The following is a 21,389-nucleotide window of genomic DNA, read 5'->3' on the forward strand; positions in this document are numbered from 1 at the left end:
GAATCCAGAAAACAGATCTTATAAATTAATTTTAATAATAAAACAGATGAAAAAAGTAATTTTTACTTTATTATTCCTGTCTTTTACTATTGTAAATCAAGCACAGGGTTTTAAAACACTGGCAACAAAACCTTTAGAGATAAAAGTGTTTTATGCTTCCGAAGCTAATTTTGGTGTAGCATCAGTAATAGTAAGCGGGAAAAATGAAATGATACTGTTTGATGCTCAGTTTGCAGCTTCAGAGGCGCAGAAAGTAGTTGATGAAATAAAATCTAGCGGTAAAAAGCTGACAAAAATTGTGATTACTTATGGAGATCCCGATTTTTATTTTGGACTGGAAGTAATTAAAAAAGCTTTTCCGGAGGCAATTGTATATGCTACAAAAAATACAGTAAAACATATTACAGCTACAGCACAGGAAAAAATTGATTTTTGGGGACCAAAATTAGGTGTGAATGGACCTACAAATATTATTCTTCCTCAGATTCTGAAATCAGACACAATTGAACTGGAAGGACAAAAACTAGAGATTATCAATTTTGATATTACAGATTCAGAAAGAACTTTTGTCTGGATCCCTTCCCTTAAAGCTGTTGTAGGCGGAATTAGCGTTGCGGGCAGTAATTCACATTTATGGATGGCAGATGCAGCAACTTCTGCTTTACGAACAGAATGGATTAAGACTTTAGATAAAATAATAGCTCTAAAACCTGCTATTGTTGTACCTGCTCACGCCCATATTAATACAGAATTTGATCTTATAAATGTAAAATTTGATAAAGAATATTTACAGACCTATGAAAAGGAACTGGCTAAGGCAAAAAATTCAACAGAACTAATTAAAGCAATGAAAGCAAAATACCCTAAAGCTGGATTAGAATCCAATCTGGAACTAGGAGCCAAAGTAAATAAAGGAGAAATGAAATGGTAAATAAGTTTTTAATTGATAGTTCCAGAGCAGTAAAGAAATCATATTTCATAACTATAATTAGTTTCTGAGATTCAAAACTATGCACTATCAATTATAAACTATTAACTAAAAAAAACCCCCTTTATTCTTTATGAATAAAGGGGGTTTTAATCTTATCCGGTTTTTATATTCCTAGATTGATTATTAACCAAGATAAGCTCTTAACATCCAGGCCATTGTTTCATGTTGTTTTAAAACACCAGTTAAGAAATCAGAAGTTCCGAGATCTTTATATTTATCTGCAACAGGAACAATTTCATTTCTGACTAATCGAATAATCGTTTCATGATCCTCTACTAATGCCTGAATAACTTGTTTCTGATTACTGAAATCCATATCGTTTTCCAGTAAGTGGGTTACACCCAAATAATTTTTTAATGAACCTAATGCAAAATGTCCTAATTTACGGACGCGTTCTGCTACTTCATCAATAGTTTCATGTAGTTCTTCATATTGACTTTCAAAGAATTTATGTAATTCCATAAAATTTGGTCCTTGAATATTCCAATGTGCATTTCTTGTTTTAGTAAAAAGAATGTACTCATCTGCTAAAAGTATATTTAAGAGTGTCGTTACTTCTTGTAAATTTTTTTCTGAAATTTCTATATTTGGCTTCATAATTTAATATTGTTTAAATGTTTTTAATAGTATTCTATTTATAGTAATAATAATTTTATCCTCCTTTTTAGGTTTAGAGTACGCTATGGAAAGCTATTGTAATGTAGAAATTGTTTTCCAATAATAAAACATACTGAAAACTTATATCTCAAATTTACGCCTTATTTCATAATAAAAATATTAAATATATTATAAAATAATTATATTTATCTTTTTCAAATTTTGATTTTTATATATGCCTGCTATGAAATTAGATTTATATCATATTGATGCTTTTACAGATAAAGTTTTTGGAGGAAACCCTGCTTGTGTTGTACCGTTAGAAAGATGGTTATCAGACGAAATACTTTTAAAAATAGCAAAAGAAAATGCTGTTGCTGAAACAGCATTTTTTATCTATAATAATGACAGAGTCCATCTGCGCTGGTTTACTCCGGAAATAGAAATGGATTTATGCGGGCATGCTACATTAGCGGCAGCTTATGTAATTAAAAATTTTCAGAACAATTTAAAAGAGAAAATTATATTTGATACATTAAGTGGAGAGTTAATTGTAACTATTAAAGCGGATTTTTATATTCTAGATTTTCCTTCAAGAAATCCAGAACCATCAGAATTACCTGATATAATTAGAGATGCACTAAATATATTGCCTAAAACAATACTAAAAGCAAGGGATTATATTTTAGTTTATGAAACAGAACAAGACATAAGGGATATAGAAATTGATCAGCAGATATTCAATAAAATAAACCTTGATCCCGGCGGAGTTGTTGTAACAGCAAAAGGGAGTACCTATGATTTTGTATCAAGATATTTTACTCCCCAAGCTTCTATTTTAGAAGATCCTGTTACAGGATCTTCACATTGTTCACTAATTCCATATTGGAGCAGGCAACTCAATAAAACAGAAATGACTGCAATACAACTTTCAGAGAGGCAAGGTATATTATTTTGCGTTGATAAAGGAGAAAGAGTATTAATAAAAGGAACTGCAAAAATATATTTAGCAGGTACAATATGGATAGAATAATTATATTCGTTTCAGTCTGCAGAAAATAAAGTTTTGTATTGTTTCAAAAGGAGTGATATGATCCTCAGTAACAGTACTATCTCTTTTAAAGTTTTCTGAGAATACTTGTTCCAGTTCCGTCTCATTATATTGTTTTATAGTAAGCCCACTGCATTTTTCAGGTCCATTTTTAGAAAAAGTTCCGATGATCATATAATCAGTTACTGCTTTTTTCACTATTTCTGAATAGATTCTAATCTGTTCAGGTGTAGTAAGAAAATGAAAAGTCGCACGATCATGCCAGATATCAAAAGTAGTTTCAGGGATATAGTCTGTTATATTAGATACGATCCAATTTATTTTTTCAGCTTTATTTCCTAATCTTTTTTTTGCTTTTTCCAGTGCCTGAGCAGAAATATCCAGAACAGATATATTTTGATAACCGTCTTCTAGTAAGAAATCAACTAGTCTGCTATCCCCTCCTCCTATGTCAATTATTTTTGCATTTTTCGGTAAATTACAACTCCGAATTAAATCCAGAGAAGTTTGAGGTATTTCCTGCGTCCAACTTACCTGATTTGGTTCTTTTGTTTTATATACTGTTTCCCAGTGTTCTTTATTATTCATTCTTTTTAAGTAAAATTAAATAAATTTAGAATTGTACTATTCTTTTTCTTCAAACAAATAGAGTTTTTTTCTAAGATAATTATTTTCCTGCTGTAATCTGTTTACTTTTTCCAGTAAATGTTGAATAGCATCAATACCTTCTATATTGATCTGTAAATCATAATGTAGATGTATATAACGTTCCAATTCAACAAATTGTTCAATATGTATTAATTTTTCACCGTTAACAATAGCCAGCTCCAGTAATCCGGCTTCCTCTAACAGTTTTATAAAGTGAGGTTCCACGTTATAGTGACCACAATATTCTGTAATGGTTATGAATGTTATTTCCATGACGTTCTGTTTTTAAATCAGAATTCTGATAATTGATGAAACAATTCTTTTTGTTTCTCTGTTAATCCAACAGGAATCTTAACAGTATAGGTAATAAAGAGATCACCAAAGGTGTCTTCTTTTTTATAAACTGGAAGCCCTTTGTTTTTAAGTCTCACTTTAGTGCCATTTTGCGTTTCTGCAGGTACTTTCAGCTTTACTTTGCTATCCAGAGTATCAATCGTTATTTCTCCTCCCAAAACAGCTGTATACAAATCTATATCCACATTAATATACAAATCATTGTTTAATCTTTTATAAACAGGATCTTCAAGAATAAGAAAAGTAATATATAAATCTCCAGAAGGACCATTATTGGTACCCGGACCACCATGTCCTTTTAACTTGATTACCTGTCCGTCGGCAACTCCTGCAGGGACTGTAATACGTAAGTTCTTACCATTTACAGAAAGAGTGTGTTTATGTGTTTTTGCGACCTCACGAAGAGGAATCTGTAATTCTGCTTGATAATCAGCCCCTTTAAATCTAATCTGTTGATTGCTTCTTCCTCCATGTTGCGCTCCGCCAAACATAGATTCAAAAAAATCTGAAAAATCTCCATCACCAAACGCATCTCCTCCGCTATTACCTGAAAAAGGGTTAGAACCGGAATAATGTTGTTGTCTGGACTGAGAGTGTTTTGCCTGCTCATATTGATCTGCATGCTGCCAGTTCTCACCATAAGCATCATATTTTTTACGTTTTTCAGGATCACTCAATACTTCATTAGCCTCATTTATCTGCTGAAATTTTTTATGAGCTTCATTATCATTCGGATTCAAATCCGGATGGAATTTTCGTGCCTGCTTTCTGTAGGCTTTTTTAATATCATCTAATGAAGCTTTCTTGTCCAGTCCGAGTATTTGGTAATAATCAATAAATGCCATAATTATAAATAATAATTTTGTGTATATAAATTTAAAGATTTAATTTCTAAAAGAATAGTTTTTAAACCTTTAATTAAGAGAGTATCCTGTTTATAAACAAAAAAGCGCTGTTTCATAATTGTGAAGCAGTGCTTTTTGTTGTTATATTCTTTTATATAGATGCTTTAAAATGTATCTATATTATATACTGGTTACTGAAAACTATTTTTTTCTGTTCTTTTTCTCTACTTTAACTATTGCTTTAGATTCATTCTGTAAGATGTAGCTAGCTAGTAGTTTATCAATTAATTCATCTTTAGTAAGATGATGAAATACTGTTTTTATTCTCTCTTTGAATTTTGGTTCCAGATTATGGTTCGGTTTAGTTTTAAAGATTTGTTTAGCCCATAAATAAGCATTGTTTTCTTCAATACTTTCAGTAGTAGGTTTTTTAAATTCAGTAAACTTAATTCCCAGTTCTCTTTCAAAATCGGCAATCTCAGCTACTTCCTCTTTTTGAAGTATGGTCAGAGACATTCCCTTTGCTCCTGCTCTTGCAGTACGACCACTTCTGTGAACATAAACCTCATATACATCCGGAAGATGATAATTGACAACATAAGAAATCTCTTTTACATCAATTCCTCTTGCTGCCAGATCAGTAGCAACCAGGATATTGATATGTCCTTCTCTAAATTGTTCCATTATACGGTCTCTGATAGGCTGAGACAGACTTCCATGCAATGCTCCTGAAGAAAAACGGTTTATTGCCAGATTTTTTGCTAATTTATTAACTGCTGCTTTTGTTTTACAAAATATAATACCACGTTGTCCTTCTTTATGAGAAAGAAAATGCATAATAACTTCTAATTTTTCTATAGGATCAACTACAATATATTCATGATCAATTCCTTTATTTCCAACTGTTTCCATGTTTGCACTAATTTGTGTAACATGTTTAGACATATAATTCTGTATCAGTTGTTTAATAGTTCCGGGAAGAGTTGCAGAAAACAACCAGGTACGTCTGTTTTTAGGCAGTTCATTTACGATTTCATCTAGTCCGTCTTTCAGAGCACTTAGCATTTCATCTACTTCATCCAGAATAAGATAATCCGTTTCTTTAATATTAATTGCATTTCGTTTTATCAGATCAATTAAACGTCCGGGAGTAGCAATTACAATATGTGCTCCTTCTTCTAAACGCTGTATTTGAGGTTTTATCGGAACTCCGCCACAGGTAGTAGCAATAGAAATTTCCGGTAGATATTTAGCAAAACTTTCCAGATTGGTACCAATCTGATGTCCCAGTTCCCTTGTCGGAACCAGAATAACAGCCTGTATGTTTTTCTTTGAAGTATTAATCAGTTGTAATAAAGGCAGTCCGAAAGCAGCTGTTTTCCCGGTTCCTGTTTTTGCCAGACCTACAAAATCATCTTTTTTAGTAAGCAGTACAGCTAATGTTTTTTCCTGAATTTCAGTAGGAACAGTAATATTAAGATCTGTCAGACCTTTTACAAGAGCTTCAGATATCCCTAAAGATAAGAATTGATTTGCCATATATTTTAATTTTGATAAAGATAAGATTCCTTTGTCCCATATTCTGAAAAACAAAGGAATCTTTAGTTATTTTAGTTTAGGACAGAGCTTAAACCTTTTCCAGGAATTTTTTAGTAATCAGTAAATTTAGTTTTACTTTATAATCATCAATCAGCCATTCTCTGTAGTTCTTACTGCTTTTGCTTAAACAAGCAGTATAATCGCGCATTCTGGACTCTATATCACCCAGTAATTCTCTTGCAAGTAAGCGAGCATCAAAAGCATCTTCACTATTTTCAACACACATGGTAGCATGTTGTTCCAGAGACTGTTCTAATACTACTTTAGAACGTAGATTTTTTGCAATGGCAATTTTATGAGCTTCCTCAATATTAAAAGTAATTATTTCTGTTTTACTGAATAAAGCACGAATTTCTGCAGGCATCAGGTATTTAAAATTCGCTTCGATCTCAGCATCATCTCTTAGATTTTCCAGATAAAACTCTGGTGATTTAAAGATGTGCTGCCAGTCTACAGATTCATTCCATAACCCAAATCGAGCAGCATTATTTCCCAGATCAATCACTGTAAAATCTGATTTATGAGGTAATTTACGAGAACCGCGACCAATCATTTGAAAATATAATGTAAGCGATTTAGTTGCGCGATTCAAGATAATGGTCTCTACAGTAGGCTCATCAAATCCAGTAGTTAAAATTCCGACAGAAGTTAGAATCGCATCCGGTGTTTTTTTAAACCACTGTAAGATTGCTTTACGTTCCTCATTACTGTTAGTATTGTCTAAATGACGAACATCATATCCCGCTTCTCTAAAGGTCTCATATACATATAGTGAAGTATTGATACCATTATTGAAAATAAGTGTTTTTTTACCTTTAGAACGTTCTTCATAAGAATGCAGTAATTTCTCCTGCATCATCATATTGGAATATAAATCATCTGATGATTTTACAGTATAATCACCATTAATACCTATTTTAAGTGAACTTAATCCCACATCATAGCTATAAGTTACTGCTTTAGCCAGAAATCCTTTCTGAATAAGAGAGCTGATTGTATCCCCTACTATCAGTTCATCATAGACCTCATTCATGGGAAGTTTAATATTAGAACTCAGAGGAGTTGCCGTAACGCCCAGAATAAAGGAATTCTTAAACAATACAAGTAGTTTTCTGAAAGAATTATAGTGTGCTTCATCCACAATAACCAGACCCACATTATCTATGATCAGTTTTTCATCATTTAGTCGATTTTTTAAAGTTTCGACCATCGCAACAAAGCAGGAATATTCGTTCTGATCAGGCAACTCTTTTATTTTACTGTTTATGATTTTATTTTTTACATTAAAACCATTCAGCATTTTTGAAGTTTGCTTGCAGAGTTCGATACGGTGTGTTAACACCACTACTTTTTTATCGTTGGAAGAAAGATAACGTCTGACAATTTCGGAAAAAATAACCGTTTTACCCCCACCCGTAGGCAGTTGGTATAAAAGTCTGTAATTAGCCCGTTTACTGTCTAAACGTTTAAAGATAGAATCAATATCGCCTTGCTGATAACCATAAAGTTCTTTTTTTTCTTCTTCTTCTATGACTGAATCTAAGTTTTTATAAGACATTATAAATTTTAAGGAATGCAAAAATACGGACTTTAAATCCATATCCGAAATATTCAGCTGTTTTTATTATGATTTTTTAATTTTATTATAAAAAAAATTTACTGAACCCTTAAAATAAGTTAAAATAAAAAAATGATAGTTCTTTAAATTTATTATTTTTAGAAGCTAATCCATTAGTTCTATTATAGTTTCAAAATCATAGCTATTACTCCATTTCTGATCTGTTACCGTTATACATACTTCCTTTATCCTTGTTCTAAACTCCGATAACATTCCATTTGAAATGGTATAAGTAACAACCTGTTCAAACGAATTATGTATACTTTTATAGAAAGTAGCAGATCGTATCTCTTTTTTTGAAGAAAATCGCTGTGCGGTTTCTATATTATACAGCATCAGATCAGCTATACTATAAGGATCTACTCCTAATGTAATAAAATGCTTAATATATTTTTGTGCAACAGAACGACGAAGTTTTGCTCTTTTATTTTTTACAGGAAAATATTCATTTGCTATTTTGCTTTTAGCTTCCTGAATTAATTTTTCTTCTTTTGGATTAAAAACAAAATCATAATACACTTTCACATCACTGAATTTTTCATACAATTCGATCATTTGCTCTTCTAACTGCTCTTTATTTAGTGAATTAAGATATTTTTTCAGATCCCGTTTACTCATTTTGAACTAATTTTTAAGGTTTGTTTTCTATTGACATAAGTAACAAAAAACCATATTTTTTTGTTAAAAATACTTCAAAAAAAACAAATTGAGAGTAATTATTAGCTGTTTAACTCAATCAGAATCCTTATTTTTGTTTTTCGTACATAAAAAATCAAATATGGAAAACAAAATTAAAGCTACCCCTGTAGAAAAATGGATCGTTAATCCTGTAAATCATTTTATCAGTAAATCCACCACCGGAGGTATTGTTTTATTCGTTTCAGCTATAGTTGCTATTTTTATGGCAAATTCACCTTGGGCGGAATGGTACCACGGAATTTGGGAGCATAAAATAGGTTTTGGAATTAATGGCGTTCTATATCTGAATCAGAATTTACACCATTGGATCAATGACGGTCTGATGGCTATATTTTTCTTTGTAGTAGGTCTGGAATTAAAAAGAGAAATTGTAGGAGGAGAACTTTCTAATCCAAGAAAAGCGATGCTTCCTCTTTTTGCCGCTTTCGGTGGAATGGTCTTTCCTGCTCTTATTTATATTATTCTGAATAATTCTAGCGATGCACATGCAGGTTGGGGAATTCCAATGGCAACTGATATTGCTTTTGCATTAGGAGTTTTATATCTTTTAGGTGATAGAATACCCACTTCTTTAAAAATATTTCTTACCGCTCTGGCAATTGCTGATGATCTGGGAGCTGTATTAGTAATTGCTTTTTTCTATACATCAGATATTTCGTTTATCAGCCTTGGAATCGGAGCTATACTACTTTTTATCCTTCTTCTTGCTAATAAAATGGGAGTAAGAAACACTCTTTTTTACGCTATTATTGGTATTGGAGGTGTCTGGTTAGCTTTTTTAATGTCTGGAGTCCATGCTACAATTGCTGCAGTTTTGGTTGCTTTTACCATTCCTTCAAATACTCGAATTAATGAGACATTATTTATTGATAAAATGAAAAAATATCTAGATAAGTTTAAAAAAGCAGATCCGAATGATAAAATACCTACACTTACTGCAGAGCAGTTACATATACTGGATGACATGCGTATTTTTAACGATTTAGCAATTACACCCTTACAAAAACTAGAACATGCTTTACATCCCTTTGTAACCTTTGTTGTTATGCCTGTTTTTGCTCTGGCAAATGCAGGTGTGGCAATGAATATTAATTTTGATACTCTAACAACCAGTAATGTGGCTCTCGGGGTAGTTCTTGGTTTAATTGTTGGAAAATTTATAGGAGTTGTGGGACTGACCGGTTTACTGGTTAAACTGAAAGTAGCAGCTCTTCCCGAAGGAATGACGATGAAACATCTTATTGGCGTAGGACTATTGGCAGGAATTGGTTTTACAATGTCTTTATTTGTTACTACACTCGCCTTTAAGCACCCTGAATATGAACTACAGGCAAAAATAGGAATTCTGGCAGGTTCCTTTATAAGCGGTATCCTGGGATATCTTGTATTAAGATCCATAAAAGGAAAACCCGAATAAATCCCAGTAAAAACATAAAATAATGATAATGATTTTCTTTTCCGTTTTAGATCCCTTAGTTTTGTGAAACTTAGTATTAACCTTTCTTTATAATTATCATAATGATTCGATTTTTTAAGATTATAGCCTTTTTAGAAGGAGTTTCTTTATTAGTACTCTTATTTATTGCAATGCCTTTAAAGTATATGTATGAACTTCCTGAATATGTTCGGACAGTTGGTATGGCACATGGTCTGTTGTTTATAGTATACATTTTGCTGGCAACAATGCTTAAGTTTGAAACTGAATGGTCTCTGAAAAAATATTTTTATATCTGTATTGCCTCAGTTATTCCTTTTGGAACTTTTTATGTTGAAAAGAAAATGCTTTAATCTTTTAAATGGATAAGAAATTATTTAATTGGGTATACAAACTTCTTAAAGATATAGATGTAAATGAGCATATAGCCATATATGCCAATTTGCTTGTAAATATCATCATCATAAGCATTTTAGGATACTTGCTGGATCAGTTATTTAAAAAATTACTGATAAATATAGTAACCAGAGTAGGAAAAAAAGTAAAAATACAATTTGATGAATATCTGGTAGATAATAAAACAATTGCTTATATAGCACATATTATTCCGTTATTCTTTATTTATGAAACCATCCCTTTAGTACTTTCCGGTTTTGTAAACTGGGAAAATTTTTTTGATAAAAGTATAAGTATTCTTATTGTTTTTCTTCTTTTAGGTATTGTAAATAGTATGATGAATGCCTTAAAGAATCACTTTAAAAAAACACCTGCTTTTGCAGATAAGCCACTTGACAGTTATATTCAGGTTGTAAAGATTTTTTTATGGATCATGGCTATTACAATCATAGCGTCTATTCTGTTTGATAAATCTGTTAATTATCTTCTAGGAACCTTTGGAGCTGTTTCTGCAATAATAATACTTGTCTTTAAAGATACAATTTTAGGTTTTGTAGCAAGCATTCAGGTATCTGTTAATGATATGGTACGAATTGGAGACTGGATTACAATGGATAAATTTGGTGCAGATGGTGATGTGATCGAAATTAATTTAGCAACAGTAAAAGTGCAAAATTTTGACAAAACAACTACTACTATTCCAACTTACAGTTTAATATCGGATTCATTTAAAAACTGGCGTGGGATGACTGATTCAGGTGGACGCCGAATAAAAAGGTCTATTCTGATAAAAGCTACTAGTGTTCGGTTTATTGATGCCTCTGAACTGGAAAGCTTTAAAAAGATACAGCTAATTTCTTCTTATATTGATCACAGACAAAAGGATATTGAAAAATGGAATACTGCAAATAATATTGATAAGAACTTATTCATTAATGGTCGTAATCTGACAAATTTTGGATTGTTTCGAAAATATATTAATCAGTATCTTTCTTTACATCCCGGTCTTAATAAAGATATGACTATGATGTGCAGACACTTACAACCTACTGCTCAAGGGCTTCCTCTGGAGATTTATGCTTTTGTAAGTGATAAAAGATGGCTGAATTATGAATCTATAATGGCAGATATTTTTGATCATATTATTGCTTCTGCTAAATATTTTGATCTTGAAATATATGAATTATCTTCTGACAGTACCGGAGGAGGTTTATAAATTATAAAGAATCAGGCTGAGAAACTATTTTTTCAGCCTGTCTTCTGTATATTCTACAACTGTTTTTCCATGTGGCAAAGGTCGTCCAAAACTATCCAGACTTACCATAGTAATTTTATCCACAGCAATGATTGTTTCATGTGTCATTTTATTTCGAACTTCACACTTCAGAACTATGGATGTCCTTCCAAATTTAACTACCTGAATACCTATTTCGATAATATCTCCCTGTTGTGCCGAGCTCATAAAATTGATCTCAGACATATGTTTTGTTACTACTCGGGGATTCTCTAACTGAATAATAGAATACAACGCTGCTTCCTCATCAATCCATGCTAATAGTTTTCCTCCAAATAAGGTTCCGTTAGGATTTAAATCTTCCGGCTTTACCCATCTTCTACTGTTGAATCTCATATCCTGATTTTTATGCTAAATTAAGCCTTTTTCAATAAAGTAAGTTAGTTACAAAGGAGCAAAGTTTTTTAAGGTAAAAAAAATTAATAACTAAATACTGCAACTGAAAACTTTTGCTCCATTGAAACTCTTAATCTTTAAATCTTTGACTCTATAGTTTATTAAAATAATAGTTGTTATATTTGTTTATTAAGTTCTTTACTTTATTTCTTTCAAATGAGATAGGTTCCGAATTAAGATCCGGATTTAAAAGGGAATCGTGTGTAAATCACGAACTGTCGCGCAACTGTAAGTAACATCATAGTTTTTACCCCACGTTGTCCACTGTCATTATTATGATGGGAAGGACGGTAAAAATGTTATAAGTCAGGATACCTGCCTATTTCTACTTGACAATACTTTCGCGATTTGAAGTAATTGGTTAAAAAAAATATTCAGGGAGTAAACTGTATTTCTTTCTGTTTATTTCTATTTTCCATATTCTTTTAAAGTATTGTGAAATCATGCAAAGAGCTTTTAACTAATTAATTAATTTTTTAAAAGCAAAAAACATGTTTACAAACAACCTTGGCTATCCCAGAATCGGTAGCAACAGAGAATTAAAAAAAGCCTGTGAAAAGTACTGGGCCGGCAAAATTTCGGTAAAAGAACTCTTAAGTGCCGGAAAAGAAATTCGAATTCATAACTGGAAACTTCAAAAAGAAGTAGGAATTGATTTAATCCCTTCTAATGATTTTTCATTTTACGATCAGGTTTTGGATTTATCTTTTGCACTTGGCGCTGTTCCAAAACGTTATACAAAACTTATTTCTAAAGAAATAGATCCCATTGACCTTTATTTTGCAATGGCAAGAGGTTATCAGCAGAATGGATTGGATATTACCGCAATGGAAATGACAAAATGGTTTAATACCAATTATCATTATATCGTTCCTGAGTTTTATAAAGATCAGGAATTTAAATTATTTTCTAAAAAAATAATTGATGAATTTATAGAAGCAAAACAGAATAATATACTTACTAAACCGGTAATTATAGGTCCTGTTTCTTATCTTTTATTAGGAAAGGAAAAAGAAAGTGGTTTTGAAAAAATTGATTTAATAAATAGACTGCTTCCGGTTTATTTTGATATTATAAAAGAACTTATTGCTAACGGTGCAGAATGGATACAGTTTGATGAGCCTTTTCTTTCATTAGATCTGAATGAAAAGGAAAAAAAGGCTTTTCAGTATGTTTATACCGAGATAAAGAAAGTTTTCCCTGAGCTGAAAACCCTTTTGGCAACTTATTTTGGAGGTTTAAGAGATAATACTTCATTTGTTGTTTCTCTTCCTGTTTCAGCACTTCATCTTGATCTGACGAATGATCAGGAACAATTAGAAGATATTTTAAAAAATATTCCTGAAACGCTGATACTTTCATTAGGTGTGGTAGATGGAAGAAATATCTGGAAAAATGATTTTAGAAGTTCTTTAAAAGTTATTGATTCAGTATCCAATAAAACAGGGAAAGACAGAATTATTATTTCTTCTTCCTGCTCTCTACTACATTCTCCGTGTGATCTGGATTTAGAAACAAATGATACGGTGTTGATTCCTGAAATAAAACAATGGATGGCTTTTGCAAAACAGAAGATTGAAGAAATAGTAGTATTAAAACAGCTTGCCAACAGTGAGGACATTACAAATGCTGCCACTAAATTAAAGGAAAACATTAAGGTACAGGATCTTCGCAAAACTTCAGTTTTAATTCATGATCTTAAAGTAAAAGAACGCGTTGCTCAGATTACAGAAAAAGATACCCATCGTAAAAATCCTTTTTCAATAAGAAAACAACTACAGAAAAAAGCTCTAAATCTACCCCTGTTTCCTACAACCACAATAGGCTCTTTTCCTCAGACTGATGAAGTACGAAGCTGGAGAGCTCAGTTTAGAAAAGGAACTATTACCTTAAGTCAGTATGATGAGCTTATTCGAAAAGAAACAGAAGAAAATATCCGTTTTCAGGAAGAGATCGATATTGATGTTCTCGTTCATGGAGAATTTGAACGTAATGACATGGTAGAATATTTTGGAGAGCAGTTACAGGGTTTTGCTTTTACAAAAAACGGTTGGGTACAAAGCTATGGAAGCCGATGTGTGAAACCTCCAATCATTTATGGAGATGTCTCCCGCCCTACTCCAATGACGGTAAAATGGGCAGTTTATTCACAGTCACTTACTGATAAACTGGTTAAAGGGATGCTTACAGGACCTGTTACAATTTTACAATGGTCTTTTGTAAGAAATGATCAGCCTCGCTCCACTACCTGTACACAGATTGCTTTAGCAATTCGTGATGAAGTACTAGATCTGGAACGAGAAGGAATAAAAATAATTCAGATTGATGAACCGGCAATCAGAGAAGGACTACCGTTGAGAAAAAAAGACTGGCAGGATTATCTGAAATGGGCAGTCAGAGCTTTCCGTATTTCAGCAGCCGGAGTAACAGATATAACACAGATCCATACTCATATGTGTTATTCAGAATTTAATGATATTATTAAGAATATTGCAGATATGGATGCAGATGTTATCACAATAGAATGTTCTCGTTCACAAATGGAACTGTTGGATATTTTTGCAGATTTTAAATATCCAAATGAGATCGGTCCCGGCGTATATGATATCCATTCTCCAAGAGTTCCATCAAGAGAAGAAATGATCTTTTTACTGGATAAAGCAAGAAAGGTCATTCCCGCACAACAGCTTTGGATTAATCCCGATTGTGGTTTGAAAACACGTCACTGGGAAGAAACTAAAGCAGCATTAAAAGAAATGGTTGCTGCTGCTAAGGAAATGAGAGTAGAGCAATCAGCATTTATTTAATTTTGGAGTTTGAGTTAGTTATACTTCATACTGAAAGAGGCTGTCTAAATATTGACAGCCTCTTTTTTTGAATACTGTTAGAAAAAAGGAAAATATTTATAAGGATTAAAATTGATCTAAAAAGTAAAAAAACGATATAAAACAATAGATAATAAAAAAATCTCCTTTTAGTTTTAAAAGGAAATTTTTAAAATAGTTGAGATAAAAAGAAAATTATTTTTATCCGGAAATATATTTATTAATATAACTGTTAATCATTTACTTTTTTTAATCTGTCGTAGATTCATCTGATTTACTACGCTGTATCCTTCTTTACTTTCTACAATTATTTGTCTGTCAAAATCTCTTTTTTGTACTTCAAAAAGACGTGATTCCCCTTTTCCCAGCTGTAATTCATCTAATTTTTCTGTTGTTTCATATTGTCCTGTTTCAACTACCTGATCAAAAGCATCTAAAAGTACGATTTTATCATCTATTTTATTAATTCTGAATACTTTTACCGGATCATAATACTCTTTATTTGCCAAAATAAAGTCTCCGGGCTGTAAATTATCCATCCATTGTTTCTTTATTTCTGTATCGTAACAGGTGGCAAAATTTTCCTGCGCATTATTTATTAATTTCTTTTGTTCTGAAATTTCACTGGTTATGATCCAGGTTGTTCCAATTACAAAAAGAGTGACTAAAGCTAAAGGCATGCCAAATCTTTGTAAAAAAGAGTATTTGAATTCTTCTTTTTTCTGTGCAGCTAGCCTGTGAATATCTGTATTCCAGTATTTTTTAGCGATTTTTTTATTACAGTCTGCACAAATAACATTTACTGTTGCCTGTTTTGTTGATCCAAAAAGAACAGAAAATTTTACTTCCTCTACATTTAAAAACCATTCTTTACCGGAAGCACATTTTGGACAGTCAGAAGATGATTTTATTTTTGTCTGATCGAGTAATGTTGTAGTTATTCCAAAAAACATAATATATTTATTTTATAATTAAGAAGATAAATATACTATAGTAGATACATATATAGTCAAAAGTAGACATCTTTAACAATGAAATTATATAAATACCTAATAGATTTAATAAAAATTATTAAAATAGTATCATAGTCAATTAAAAAAGGGAGCTAAAATCAGCTCCCTTTTTGGTATATAAACAAAATACTATACCCAATCATTTTCAAATTCTCCGCCACCCATCTGGATTTTTTTAGAAGAAAGCATAAAAAGTTCCGTTAAAGGGTTCTTTCCGATAGAATCGAATGTTTCTTTGTATTTTACCATATAGGCTTCTTTGAACTTTAATTCTTTAAGAGTAGCTTCATTATCACGTTTACTATAAACAATTGATCCATCTTTTCTCTCAAAATTATTAGTCATCCATTCAAAAAGCTCTGTACCTCCTGTAGATTCTACTTCAATTATAATTCTTCCTCCTCTTGTTACAGAAGATGGTCTTCCAGTTGCGTCTGTTTCCTGTGTAAGGTCATAATTAACATTTAAAACGGTATATTCTTTACCTCCGACTTTTAGTTTTGCTAAAAAACTCATAATTCTATATATTTAAAAACTTAGTTATAGTTCAATATTATAACATATTTTGGTTCAAAACAAGTTTCATTACTATATTTTTTAAATAACATTATTATTTAAGAATAATTTAAAAGATAAGATTCATTAAAAAAAAATTGTTAATTATTTAATATAAACCGTCTTTACATTTACAAATTCTTTAATTCCGTCTTCAGCAAGTTCTCTTCCATATCCGGATTTTTTAATTCCTCCAAAAGGTAAACGAGGATCTGACTTTACCATTTCATTTATAAATACAGCTCCTTCGTTAAATAAATGTACTTTTTCTTTTATGACTTTACTATTTTTTGAAAATATAGATACTCCTAACCCAAAAACAGAAGAATTACTTAAAGCAACAGCCTCTTCAAAGGTTGAAAAAAGAGTTACTGCGGCAACAGGTCCGAAGGTTTCTTCTTTAAAAACAGGCATATCAGGTGTAACATTAATCAATATAGTAGGCTCATAAAAGGTTTCTTTTCTGTTTCCTCCCAATATTATTTTAGCACCTGATGCTACTGATGTTGTAATTTGTTTTTCTAGCTCTTCCGCTAAATCCAGCCTTGCCATTGATCCTATCTCTGTATCCGGATCGAACGGATCTCCTACTTTCATAGTAGAAACAGCTGCGGAGAATTGTTTTATAAAGGTTTCTTCTATGTTTTTATGGACTAAAAATCTTTTTGCGGCAATACAACTCTGACCCGCATTCTGCATTCTCGCATTAACTGCTATAGCCACTGTTTTTTCAATATCAGCATCTTCACAGACAATAAAAGCATTATTTCCTCCCAGTTCCAGAACAGCTTTCTTAAGATATTTTCCAGCAGTTCCTGCCACAGCAGACCCTGCTCCTTCACTTCCGGTTAGGGAAACTGCTTTAACATGCGGATTCTCAATTATGCTCTCTACCTGTTTACTGCTTATAAGCAAATTCTGAAATACTCCTTCTGGAAGCCCCGCTTTAAGAAAAGTTCTTTCAATTAGTGAAGCACTTCCCATAACATTACTGGCATGTTTTAATAAAGTAGTGTTTCCTGCTAAAATTGCTGGAACAACAAATCTGAAAACCTGCCAAAAAGGATAGTTCCAGGGCATAACACCAAGAATAACACCCAGTGGTTCATAAGTAATAAAACTTTCAGAAGCATTACTTTTTACAATCTTTGGTTTTAAAAAGGCTACTGCATTTTCATAATAATAATCACATAAAAGAGCACATTTATCTATTTCTGCAAGAGATTGTTTTATAGGCTTTCCCATTTCTCCGGTAATCATCTCTGCCAGTTCCTGTCTGTCTAATTGTAACACTTCAATCAATTTAGGGATAAACTGAACTCTTTCTTTCGTTTTAGCAGTATTCCACTGATTGAAAACAGTATTAGCAAAATCTATTTTCTTATTTATTTCTTCCTGAGTTAATAACCTGTAATTATTTATTTTATTACCGGCTATTTTGGTATTATTTTCCATAAATATCATCTTTTAAATCTAAGTCTAAATTAAGGTTTTTAGATTGAAAAATAGTACATTTGTCTTATATAAAAATTATATTACAAACCTTATAATAAGGTTTGTAGAATCCCAAAATATAAAAAATAAATATGAAAAAAATTGTATTACCATTAGCTATTCTGGTATTCACCTTTACAACAGCAAATGCGCAGGAAACAGAATTAAATACTAATGAAGGTTTTAACAAGTGGTCTATTGATATAAATACCGGTATTAACAAACCGACATCGCCTTTAAGTAATGGTGCTTATCTACCAAGAATAAGCCCTTTTCATGCTGATCTTGGTGCCAGATATATGTTTAATCCTAAATTTGGTTTAAAAGCAGATATCGGATTTGATCATATTGAAAATGACCACAACAGTAAAAGTACTTTTTTTAAAAGCAGATATTACAGAGCTAATTTACAGGGAGTTGCCAACTTAGGTAGAATCCTTAATTTTGAAGACTGGACCAGTATGCTAAACTTGCAGTTCCATACCGGTATTGGATACGCTCAGTTAAGAAATAAAGAGCAGTTTAGCGGAGCAGATGATATGATGAATTTTATTATTGGTCTTACAGCGCAACTTAAATTATCAGAAAGAATCGCATTAAATGCAGATTTTACTATGGTAAATAACATAAGTCAGGATCGTACCTTTGATGGTCTTCTTAATACAATAGACAATAGAGGATTTAATGGTACAATGTATAATGCCTCCATAGGTCTTTCTATCTATTTAGGTAAAAACCAGAAACATGCAGACTGGTATTCAGAAAAACCTACAGATGGTTCGTCTGATATAGAAGATAGATTAGCAAATTTAGAAAAAATGCTGTTAGATAGTGACGGTGACGGTATCGCAGATTATTTAGACCTTGAACCAAATACTCCTATTGGCGCAATGGTAGATTCAAGAGGTAAAACTATTGACAAGAATAATAATGGTATACCAGATTATATTGAATCCTATTTACAAAAACAGGACGCTAATAATCAGATTAATAATGAACTGGTTAAAGAACTTATTAATGATGGTTATGTTACAACTTACTTTGATTTTGATAAAGTACAACCTACTAATGTTTCAACGGCAGGTATTGACTTTATCCTAACTTATTTAAGAAACAATCCTTCTTCGAGTATTGATATTTATGGATTTTCGGATGAATTAGGTGCTAACACTTATAATGATAAACTGTCTAATAATAGAGCTGATAATGTAAAAAGTGTTCTTACTAAAGCAGGTATCGAATCTTCAAGACTTAAAGTTATTGCAAGAGGTGAAGATCATTCAGTAGATAAAAATTCTGAGTTAGCTCGTAAATTAGTCAGAAGAGTTATTTTTAAAGTAAACTAATCAGAATTAATTATTAAAGAAGATTTAAATATAAATCCCCCCTTGTACATTGTACAAGGGGGGATTTATATTTAAATCTTAAACTTAATTATATTCGTTCTTTGGTTGTCTAATACCTTAAAAGATAAGTATCGAAAGTATGAAAGATAGCCGTTCCGATCAAAATAATAGTATATGATTTTATCTAATTTGTTTTTTTTGATATTTTTATAATTACTAAAATATTTATAAAAATATTTATTTATAATACTCTGAAATGTTAATTTTTCATGTTTAATTATATAATTATTGTATCTTTTTGTAGGACTAGTTTTGATATTTAATTATAATAATATTAAAATTTTAGAAAAAATTAATGAATTAAGAATAAAAAGTACTACATTAGCCTAACTTTTAACAATGTAAACCTAATAAATTGTTAAGTACTAATCCCAAATAGAAAAATTAATATGAAAAAAATTGTATTACCATTAGCGATTTTAGCTCTTACATTTACAAGTGTAAATGCTCAGGAGACAGAACCTAACATTAAGGAAGGTTACAATAGATGGTCTGTTGATGTAAACGGCGGTATAAACAAACCAACTACCCCTTTCTCTGCTGGCGCCTATACATCAAGAACAAGTCCATGGCACGTTGACCTGGGAGTAAGATATATGTTTAATCCTAAATTAGGTATAAAAGCAGATGTAGGATATGACTATATCAGAAATCACGATGATGTTGCCAATTTCAGAAGTAAATATTATAGAGTAAACCTTCAGGGGGTTGCTAACTTAGGTCGAATTTTAAATTTTGAAGAATGGACCAGCAGGCTGAATTTACAGTTTCACACCGGTGTTGGTTATTCACAACTAAGAAATAAAGATGCATTTAGCGGAACTGATGAAATGATGAACTTTATTCTTGGTTTCACAGGCCAGGTTAAATTAACAGAAAGAATTGCATTAAATGCAGACTTTACAATGATTAACAACCTAGATCAGAATCGTTCATTTGATGGTGGTGTTAATACAGTAGATAATAGAGGATTTAATGGTACAATGTACAATGCTACCGTAGGTCTTTCTATCTATTTAGGTAAAAATCAGAAACACGCTGACTGGTATTCAGAAAAACCTGAAGACGGTTTGTCTGTCGTAGAAGGAAGACTAGCCGATTTAGAAAAAATGTTAGTTGATTCTGATGGTGATGGTGTGCCGGATTACTTAGATCTTGAACCAAATACTCCTGCAGGTGCTTTAGTAGATTCAAAAGGTAGATCTATTGATAAAAATAATAATGGAGTACCGGATTATATGGAATCGTATGTAGGTGGAAAAGATAATAGTAATGATAGTCATGATAGTCAATTAGTCAAAGATTTAATCAATGATGGTTATGTTACAACCTATTTCGATTTCAATAAATCAGAGCCTACAAACGTTTCAACAGCAGGTATCGACTTTATCTTGACCTATTTAAGAAATAATCCTTCTTCAAGTGTTGAAATCTATGGTTTTGCAGATGAATTAGGTACTAATGATTATAACAATAAGTTATCTAATAAGAGAGCCACAAGTGTGAAAAATGTTCTTACTAAAGCTGGTATTGAATCTTCAAGACTTAAAGTTATTGCAAGAGGTGAAGATAATTCAGTAGACAAAAACTCTGAGTTAGCCCGTAAATTAGTTAGAAGAGTTATCTTTAAAATTAACTAATAAAATTAACATTATATTTAGAGAAACCGCTGCATAACGCAGCGGTTTTTTTTATACCTTTAAAATAAAAAATGGAAGATCGAGACACTTTTATTACCGATTTTAGAGGACCATTTCAGGGTGAAATTAACCTGCAATCTTCCAAGGAAGAGTTGTTTCAGAACAGAACAATCAGACCTATTCTGAAACTACAAAACGACCTTTTTATTGCTTCTTTTATCAATTACATCAACAAGTATAAAAATGATTTTTATACACTTTCAATTGAGAAAAAAATGATATTTATTGATAATGCAATACAAAAGGATATTAAATTTAGAAATGCACTGAAAGGAATGGTTATCGCGCTTTTCACTATGGATGAATTTAATGAATATATTGAGAACTCATCTCAACTTAATAAAAGGATGATGAATCTCCTAATAGAACGTTTAAAAGGTCAGATCCAGTTATTTGAAAAAACAGCATAAAAAAGGTTCAAAGGCACATAGTTGCAAAAGTATTAAAGGTTCAAAGTAAACACTTTGAGCCTT

Annotated in this window: 20 protein-coding genes and 1 riboswitch; of the genes, 9 read left to right on the top strand and 11 right to left on the bottom strand. The window is 31.6% G+C overall.

Features of this window, described 5'->3' with window-relative positions; genetic code table 11:
* Positions 1-46: 46 nt before the first annotated feature.
* Positions 47-931: an MBL fold metallo-hydrolase gene (locus tag AC4FQX_RS04725; protein ID WP_491166522.1), complete on the top strand. Its 885-nt coding sequence runs from the start codon at positions 47-49 to the stop codon at positions 929-931.
* A 183-nt stretch (positions 932-1,114) separates the two neighbouring features.
* Here the strand turns inward: AC4FQX_RS04725 and AC4FQX_RS04730 are convergent, their stop codons facing one another.
* The gene (locus AC4FQX_RS04730; protein WP_491166523.1) at positions 1,115-1,588 is read right to left on the bottom strand and encodes a Dps family protein; all 474 of its coding nucleotides are present in this window, start codon (positions 1,586-1,588) and stop codon (positions 1,115-1,117) included.
* Between the two features lie 244 nt (positions 1,589-1,832).
* On the opposite strand from AC4FQX_RS04730, the gene AC4FQX_RS04735 reads away from it, so the two are divergent.
* Entirely contained in the window at positions 1,833-2,621 is a 789-nt protein-coding gene (locus tag AC4FQX_RS04735) for a PhzF family phenazine biosynthesis protein (protein ID WP_491166524.1), read from the top strand.
* On the opposite strand, the gene AC4FQX_RS04740 is transcribed toward AC4FQX_RS04735, so the two are convergent.
* The 6 genes from AC4FQX_RS04740 to AC4FQX_RS04765 all read right to left on the bottom strand — a co-directional run bounded on the left by AC4FQX_RS04740 (position 2,622) and on the right by AC4FQX_RS04765 (position 8,321).
* Entirely contained in the window at positions 2,622-3,227 is a 606-nt protein-coding gene (locus AC4FQX_RS04740) for a class I SAM-dependent methyltransferase (RefSeq protein ID WP_491166525.1), read from the bottom strand.
* 36 nt (positions 3,228-3,263) lie between these two features.
* On the bottom strand, positions 3,264-3,560 hold the full coding sequence (locus AC4FQX_RS04745; protein ID WP_491166526.1) for a chaperone modulator CbpM: 297 nt from the start codon (positions 3,558-3,560) through the stop codon (positions 3,264-3,266).
* 17 nt (positions 3,561-3,577) lie between these two features.
* Positions 3,578-4,486, bottom strand: a complete 909-nt coding sequence (locus AC4FQX_RS04750) for a DnaJ C-terminal domain-containing protein (RefSeq protein WP_491166527.1) — start codon at positions 4,484-4,486, stop codon at positions 3,578-3,580.
* Between the two features lie 201 nt (positions 4,487-4,687).
* The gene (locus AC4FQX_RS04755) at positions 4,688-6,025 is read right to left on the bottom strand and encodes a DEAD/DEAH box helicase (RefSeq protein WP_491166528.1); all 1,338 of its coding nucleotides are present in this window, start codon (positions 6,023-6,025) and stop codon (positions 4,688-4,690) included.
* 88 nt (positions 6,026-6,113) lie between these two features.
* Positions 6,114-7,643, bottom strand: coding sequence for a DEAD/DEAH box helicase (locus AC4FQX_RS04760; protein WP_491166529.1), 1,530 nt, complete (start codon positions 7,641-7,643; stop codon positions 6,114-6,116).
* 165 nt (positions 7,644-7,808) lie between these two features.
* Positions 7,809-8,321 (bottom strand): DUF6155 family protein, encoded by a 513-nt coding sequence (locus AC4FQX_RS04765; RefSeq protein WP_491166530.1) that lies wholly within the window; start codon positions 8,319-8,321, stop codon positions 7,809-7,811.
* Between the two features lie 160 nt (positions 8,322-8,481).
* Between AC4FQX_RS04765 and nhaA the strand changes: the two genes are divergently transcribed.
* From nhaA to AC4FQX_RS04780, 3 genes are all read left to right on the top strand, one after another.
* On the top strand, positions 8,482-9,819 hold the full coding sequence (gene nhaA / locus AC4FQX_RS04770) for a Na+/H+ antiporter NhaA (protein ID WP_491166531.1): 1,338 nt from the start codon (positions 8,482-8,484) through the stop codon (positions 9,817-9,819).
* A gap of 101 nt (positions 9,820-9,920) precedes the next feature.
* A complete protein-coding gene (locus AC4FQX_RS04775) occupies positions 9,921-10,190 on the top strand; it encodes a DUF3817 domain-containing protein (protein WP_491166532.1) in 270 nt (89 codons plus the stop codon).
* A gap of 8 nt (positions 10,191-10,198) precedes the next feature.
* Entirely contained in the window at positions 10,199-11,449 is a 1,251-nt protein-coding gene (locus tag AC4FQX_RS04780) for a mechanosensitive ion channel family protein (protein ID WP_491166533.1), read from the top strand.
* A gap of 24 nt (positions 11,450-11,473) precedes the next feature.
* On the opposite strand, the gene AC4FQX_RS04785 is transcribed toward AC4FQX_RS04780, so the two are convergent.
* The gene (locus AC4FQX_RS04785) at positions 11,474-11,863 is read right to left on the bottom strand and encodes an acyl-CoA thioesterase (RefSeq protein WP_491166534.1); all 390 of its coding nucleotides are present in this window, start codon (positions 11,861-11,863) and stop codon (positions 11,474-11,476) included.
* 206 nt (positions 11,864-12,069) lie between these two features.
* Positions 12,070-12,260: riboswitch (cobalamin riboswitch) on the top strand.
* 154 nt (positions 12,261-12,414) lie between these two features.
* Between AC4FQX_RS04785 and metE the strand changes: the two genes are divergently transcribed.
* Entirely contained in the window at positions 12,415-14,730 is a 2,316-nt protein-coding gene (gene metE, locus AC4FQX_RS04790; protein WP_491166535.1) for a 5-methyltetrahydropteroyltriglutamate--homocysteine S-methyltransferase, read from the top strand.
* Between the two features lie 254 nt (positions 14,731-14,984).
* Here the strand turns inward: metE and AC4FQX_RS04795 are convergent, their stop codons facing one another.
* From AC4FQX_RS04795 to AC4FQX_RS04805, 3 genes are all read right to left on the bottom strand, one after another.
* Positions 14,985-15,701 carry a hypothetical protein gene (locus AC4FQX_RS04795; protein ID WP_491166536.1) on the bottom strand — a complete coding sequence of 239 codons (717 nt, stop codon included), beginning with the start codon at positions 15,699-15,701 and terminating at the stop codon, positions 14,985-14,987.
* A 189-nt stretch (positions 15,702-15,890) separates the two neighbouring features.
* On the bottom strand, positions 15,891-16,277 hold the full coding sequence (gene tssD / locus AC4FQX_RS04800) for a type VI secretion system tube protein TssD (RefSeq protein ID WP_491166537.1): 387 nt from the start codon (positions 16,275-16,277) through the stop codon (positions 15,891-15,893).
* Between the two features lie 144 nt (positions 16,278-16,421).
* Positions 16,422-17,780, bottom strand: a complete 1,359-nt coding sequence (locus tag AC4FQX_RS04805) for an NAD-dependent succinate-semialdehyde dehydrogenase (RefSeq protein ID WP_491166538.1) — start codon at positions 17,778-17,780, stop codon at positions 16,422-16,424.
* 122 nt (positions 17,781-17,902) lie between these two features.
* Here AC4FQX_RS04805 and AC4FQX_RS04810 point away from each other — a divergent pair, with 122 nt between their 5' ends.
* The 3 genes from AC4FQX_RS04810 (at position 17,903) to AC4FQX_RS04820 (ending at position 21,326) form a co-directional block, all read left to right on the top strand.
* On the top strand, positions 17,903-19,156 hold the full coding sequence (locus tag AC4FQX_RS04810) for an OmpA family protein (protein WP_491166539.1): 1,254 nt from the start codon (positions 17,903-17,905) through the stop codon (positions 19,154-19,156).
* A 449-nt stretch (positions 19,157-19,605) separates the two neighbouring features.
* Complete coding sequence (locus AC4FQX_RS04815) at positions 19,606-20,856, top strand: OmpA family protein (RefSeq protein ID WP_491166540.1); 1,251 nt, start codon at positions 19,606-19,608, stop codon at positions 20,854-20,856.
* A gap of 71 nt (positions 20,857-20,927) precedes the next feature.
* The gene (locus AC4FQX_RS04820) at positions 20,928-21,326 is read left to right on the top strand and encodes a glyoxalase (protein WP_491166541.1); all 399 of its coding nucleotides are present in this window, start codon (positions 20,928-20,930) and stop codon (positions 21,324-21,326) included.
* Positions 21,327-21,389 lie beyond the last annotated feature (63 nt).

The sequence above is a fragment of the Flavobacterium sp. AK-301 genome (genome assembly GCF_058310215.1).

Bases quoted from the DNA above. Each gene is read 5' to 3' on its own strand.
- AC4FQX_RS04775 (WP_491166532.1), top strand. From the start codon at position 9,921: ATGATTCGATTTTTTAAGATTATAGCCTTTTTAGAAGGAGTTTCTTTA.
- AC4FQX_RS04730 (WP_491166523.1), bottom strand. From the start codon at position 1,588: ATGAAGCCAAATATAGAAATTTCAGAAAAAAATTTACAAGAAGTAACG.
- AC4FQX_RS04755 (WP_491166528.1), bottom strand. From the start codon at position 6,025: ATGGCAAATCAATTCTTATCTTTAGGGATATCTGAAGCTCTTGTAAAA.
- AC4FQX_RS04820 (WP_491166541.1), top strand. From the start codon at position 20,928: ATGGAAGATCGAGACACTTTTATTACCGATTTTAGAGGACCATTTCAG.
- nhaA (WP_491166531.1), top strand. From the start codon at position 8,482: ATGGAAAACAAAATTAAAGCTACCCCTGTAGAAAAATGGATCGTTAAT.
- AC4FQX_RS04815 (WP_491166540.1), top strand. From the start codon at position 19,606: ATGAAAAAAATTGTATTACCATTAGCGATTTTAGCTCTTACATTTACA.
- metE (WP_491166535.1), top strand. From the start codon at position 12,415: ATGTTTACAAACAACCTTGGCTATCCCAGAATCGGTAGCAACAGAGAA.
- AC4FQX_RS04725 (WP_491166522.1), top strand. From the start codon at position 47: ATGAAAAAAGTAATTTTTACTTTATTATTCCTGTCTTTTACTATTGTA.
- AC4FQX_RS04760 (WP_491166529.1), bottom strand. From the start codon at position 7,643: ATGTCTTATAAAAACTTAGATTCAGTCATAGAAGAAGAAGAAAAAAAA.
- AC4FQX_RS04735 (WP_491166524.1), top strand. From the start codon at position 1,833: ATGAAATTAGATTTATATCATATTGATGCTTTTACAGATAAAGTTTTT.
- AC4FQX_RS04745 (WP_491166526.1), bottom strand. From the start codon at position 3,560: ATGGAAATAACATTCATAACCATTACAGAATATTGTGGTCACTATAAC.
- AC4FQX_RS04805 (WP_491166538.1), bottom strand. From the start codon at position 17,780: ATGATATTTATGGAAAATAATACCAAAATAGCCGGTAATAAAATAAAT.
- AC4FQX_RS04780 (WP_491166533.1), top strand. From the start codon at position 10,199: ATGGATAAGAAATTATTTAATTGGGTATACAAACTTCTTAAAGATATA.
- AC4FQX_RS04785 (WP_491166534.1), bottom strand. From the start codon at position 11,863: ATGAGATTCAACAGTAGAAGATGGGTAAAGCCGGAAGATTTAAATCCT.
- AC4FQX_RS04795 (WP_491166536.1), bottom strand. From the start codon at position 15,701: ATGTTTTTTGGAATAACTACAACATTACTCGATCAGACAAAAATAAAA.
- AC4FQX_RS04750 (WP_491166527.1), bottom strand. From the start codon at position 4,486: ATGGCATTTATTGATTATTACCAAATACTCGGACTGGACAAGAAAGCT.
- AC4FQX_RS04740 (WP_491166525.1), bottom strand. From the start codon at position 3,227: ATGAATAATAAAGAACACTGGGAAACAGTATATAAAACAAAAGAACCA.
- tssD (WP_491166537.1), bottom strand. From the start codon at position 16,277: ATGAGTTTTTTAGCAAAACTAAAAGTCGGAGGTAAAGAATATACCGTT.
- AC4FQX_RS04765 (WP_491166530.1), bottom strand. From the start codon at position 8,321: ATGAGTAAACGGGATCTGAAAAAATATCTTAATTCACTAAATAAAGAG.
- AC4FQX_RS04810 (WP_491166539.1), top strand. From the start codon at position 17,903: ATGAAAAAAATTGTATTACCATTAGCTATTCTGGTATTCACCTTTACA.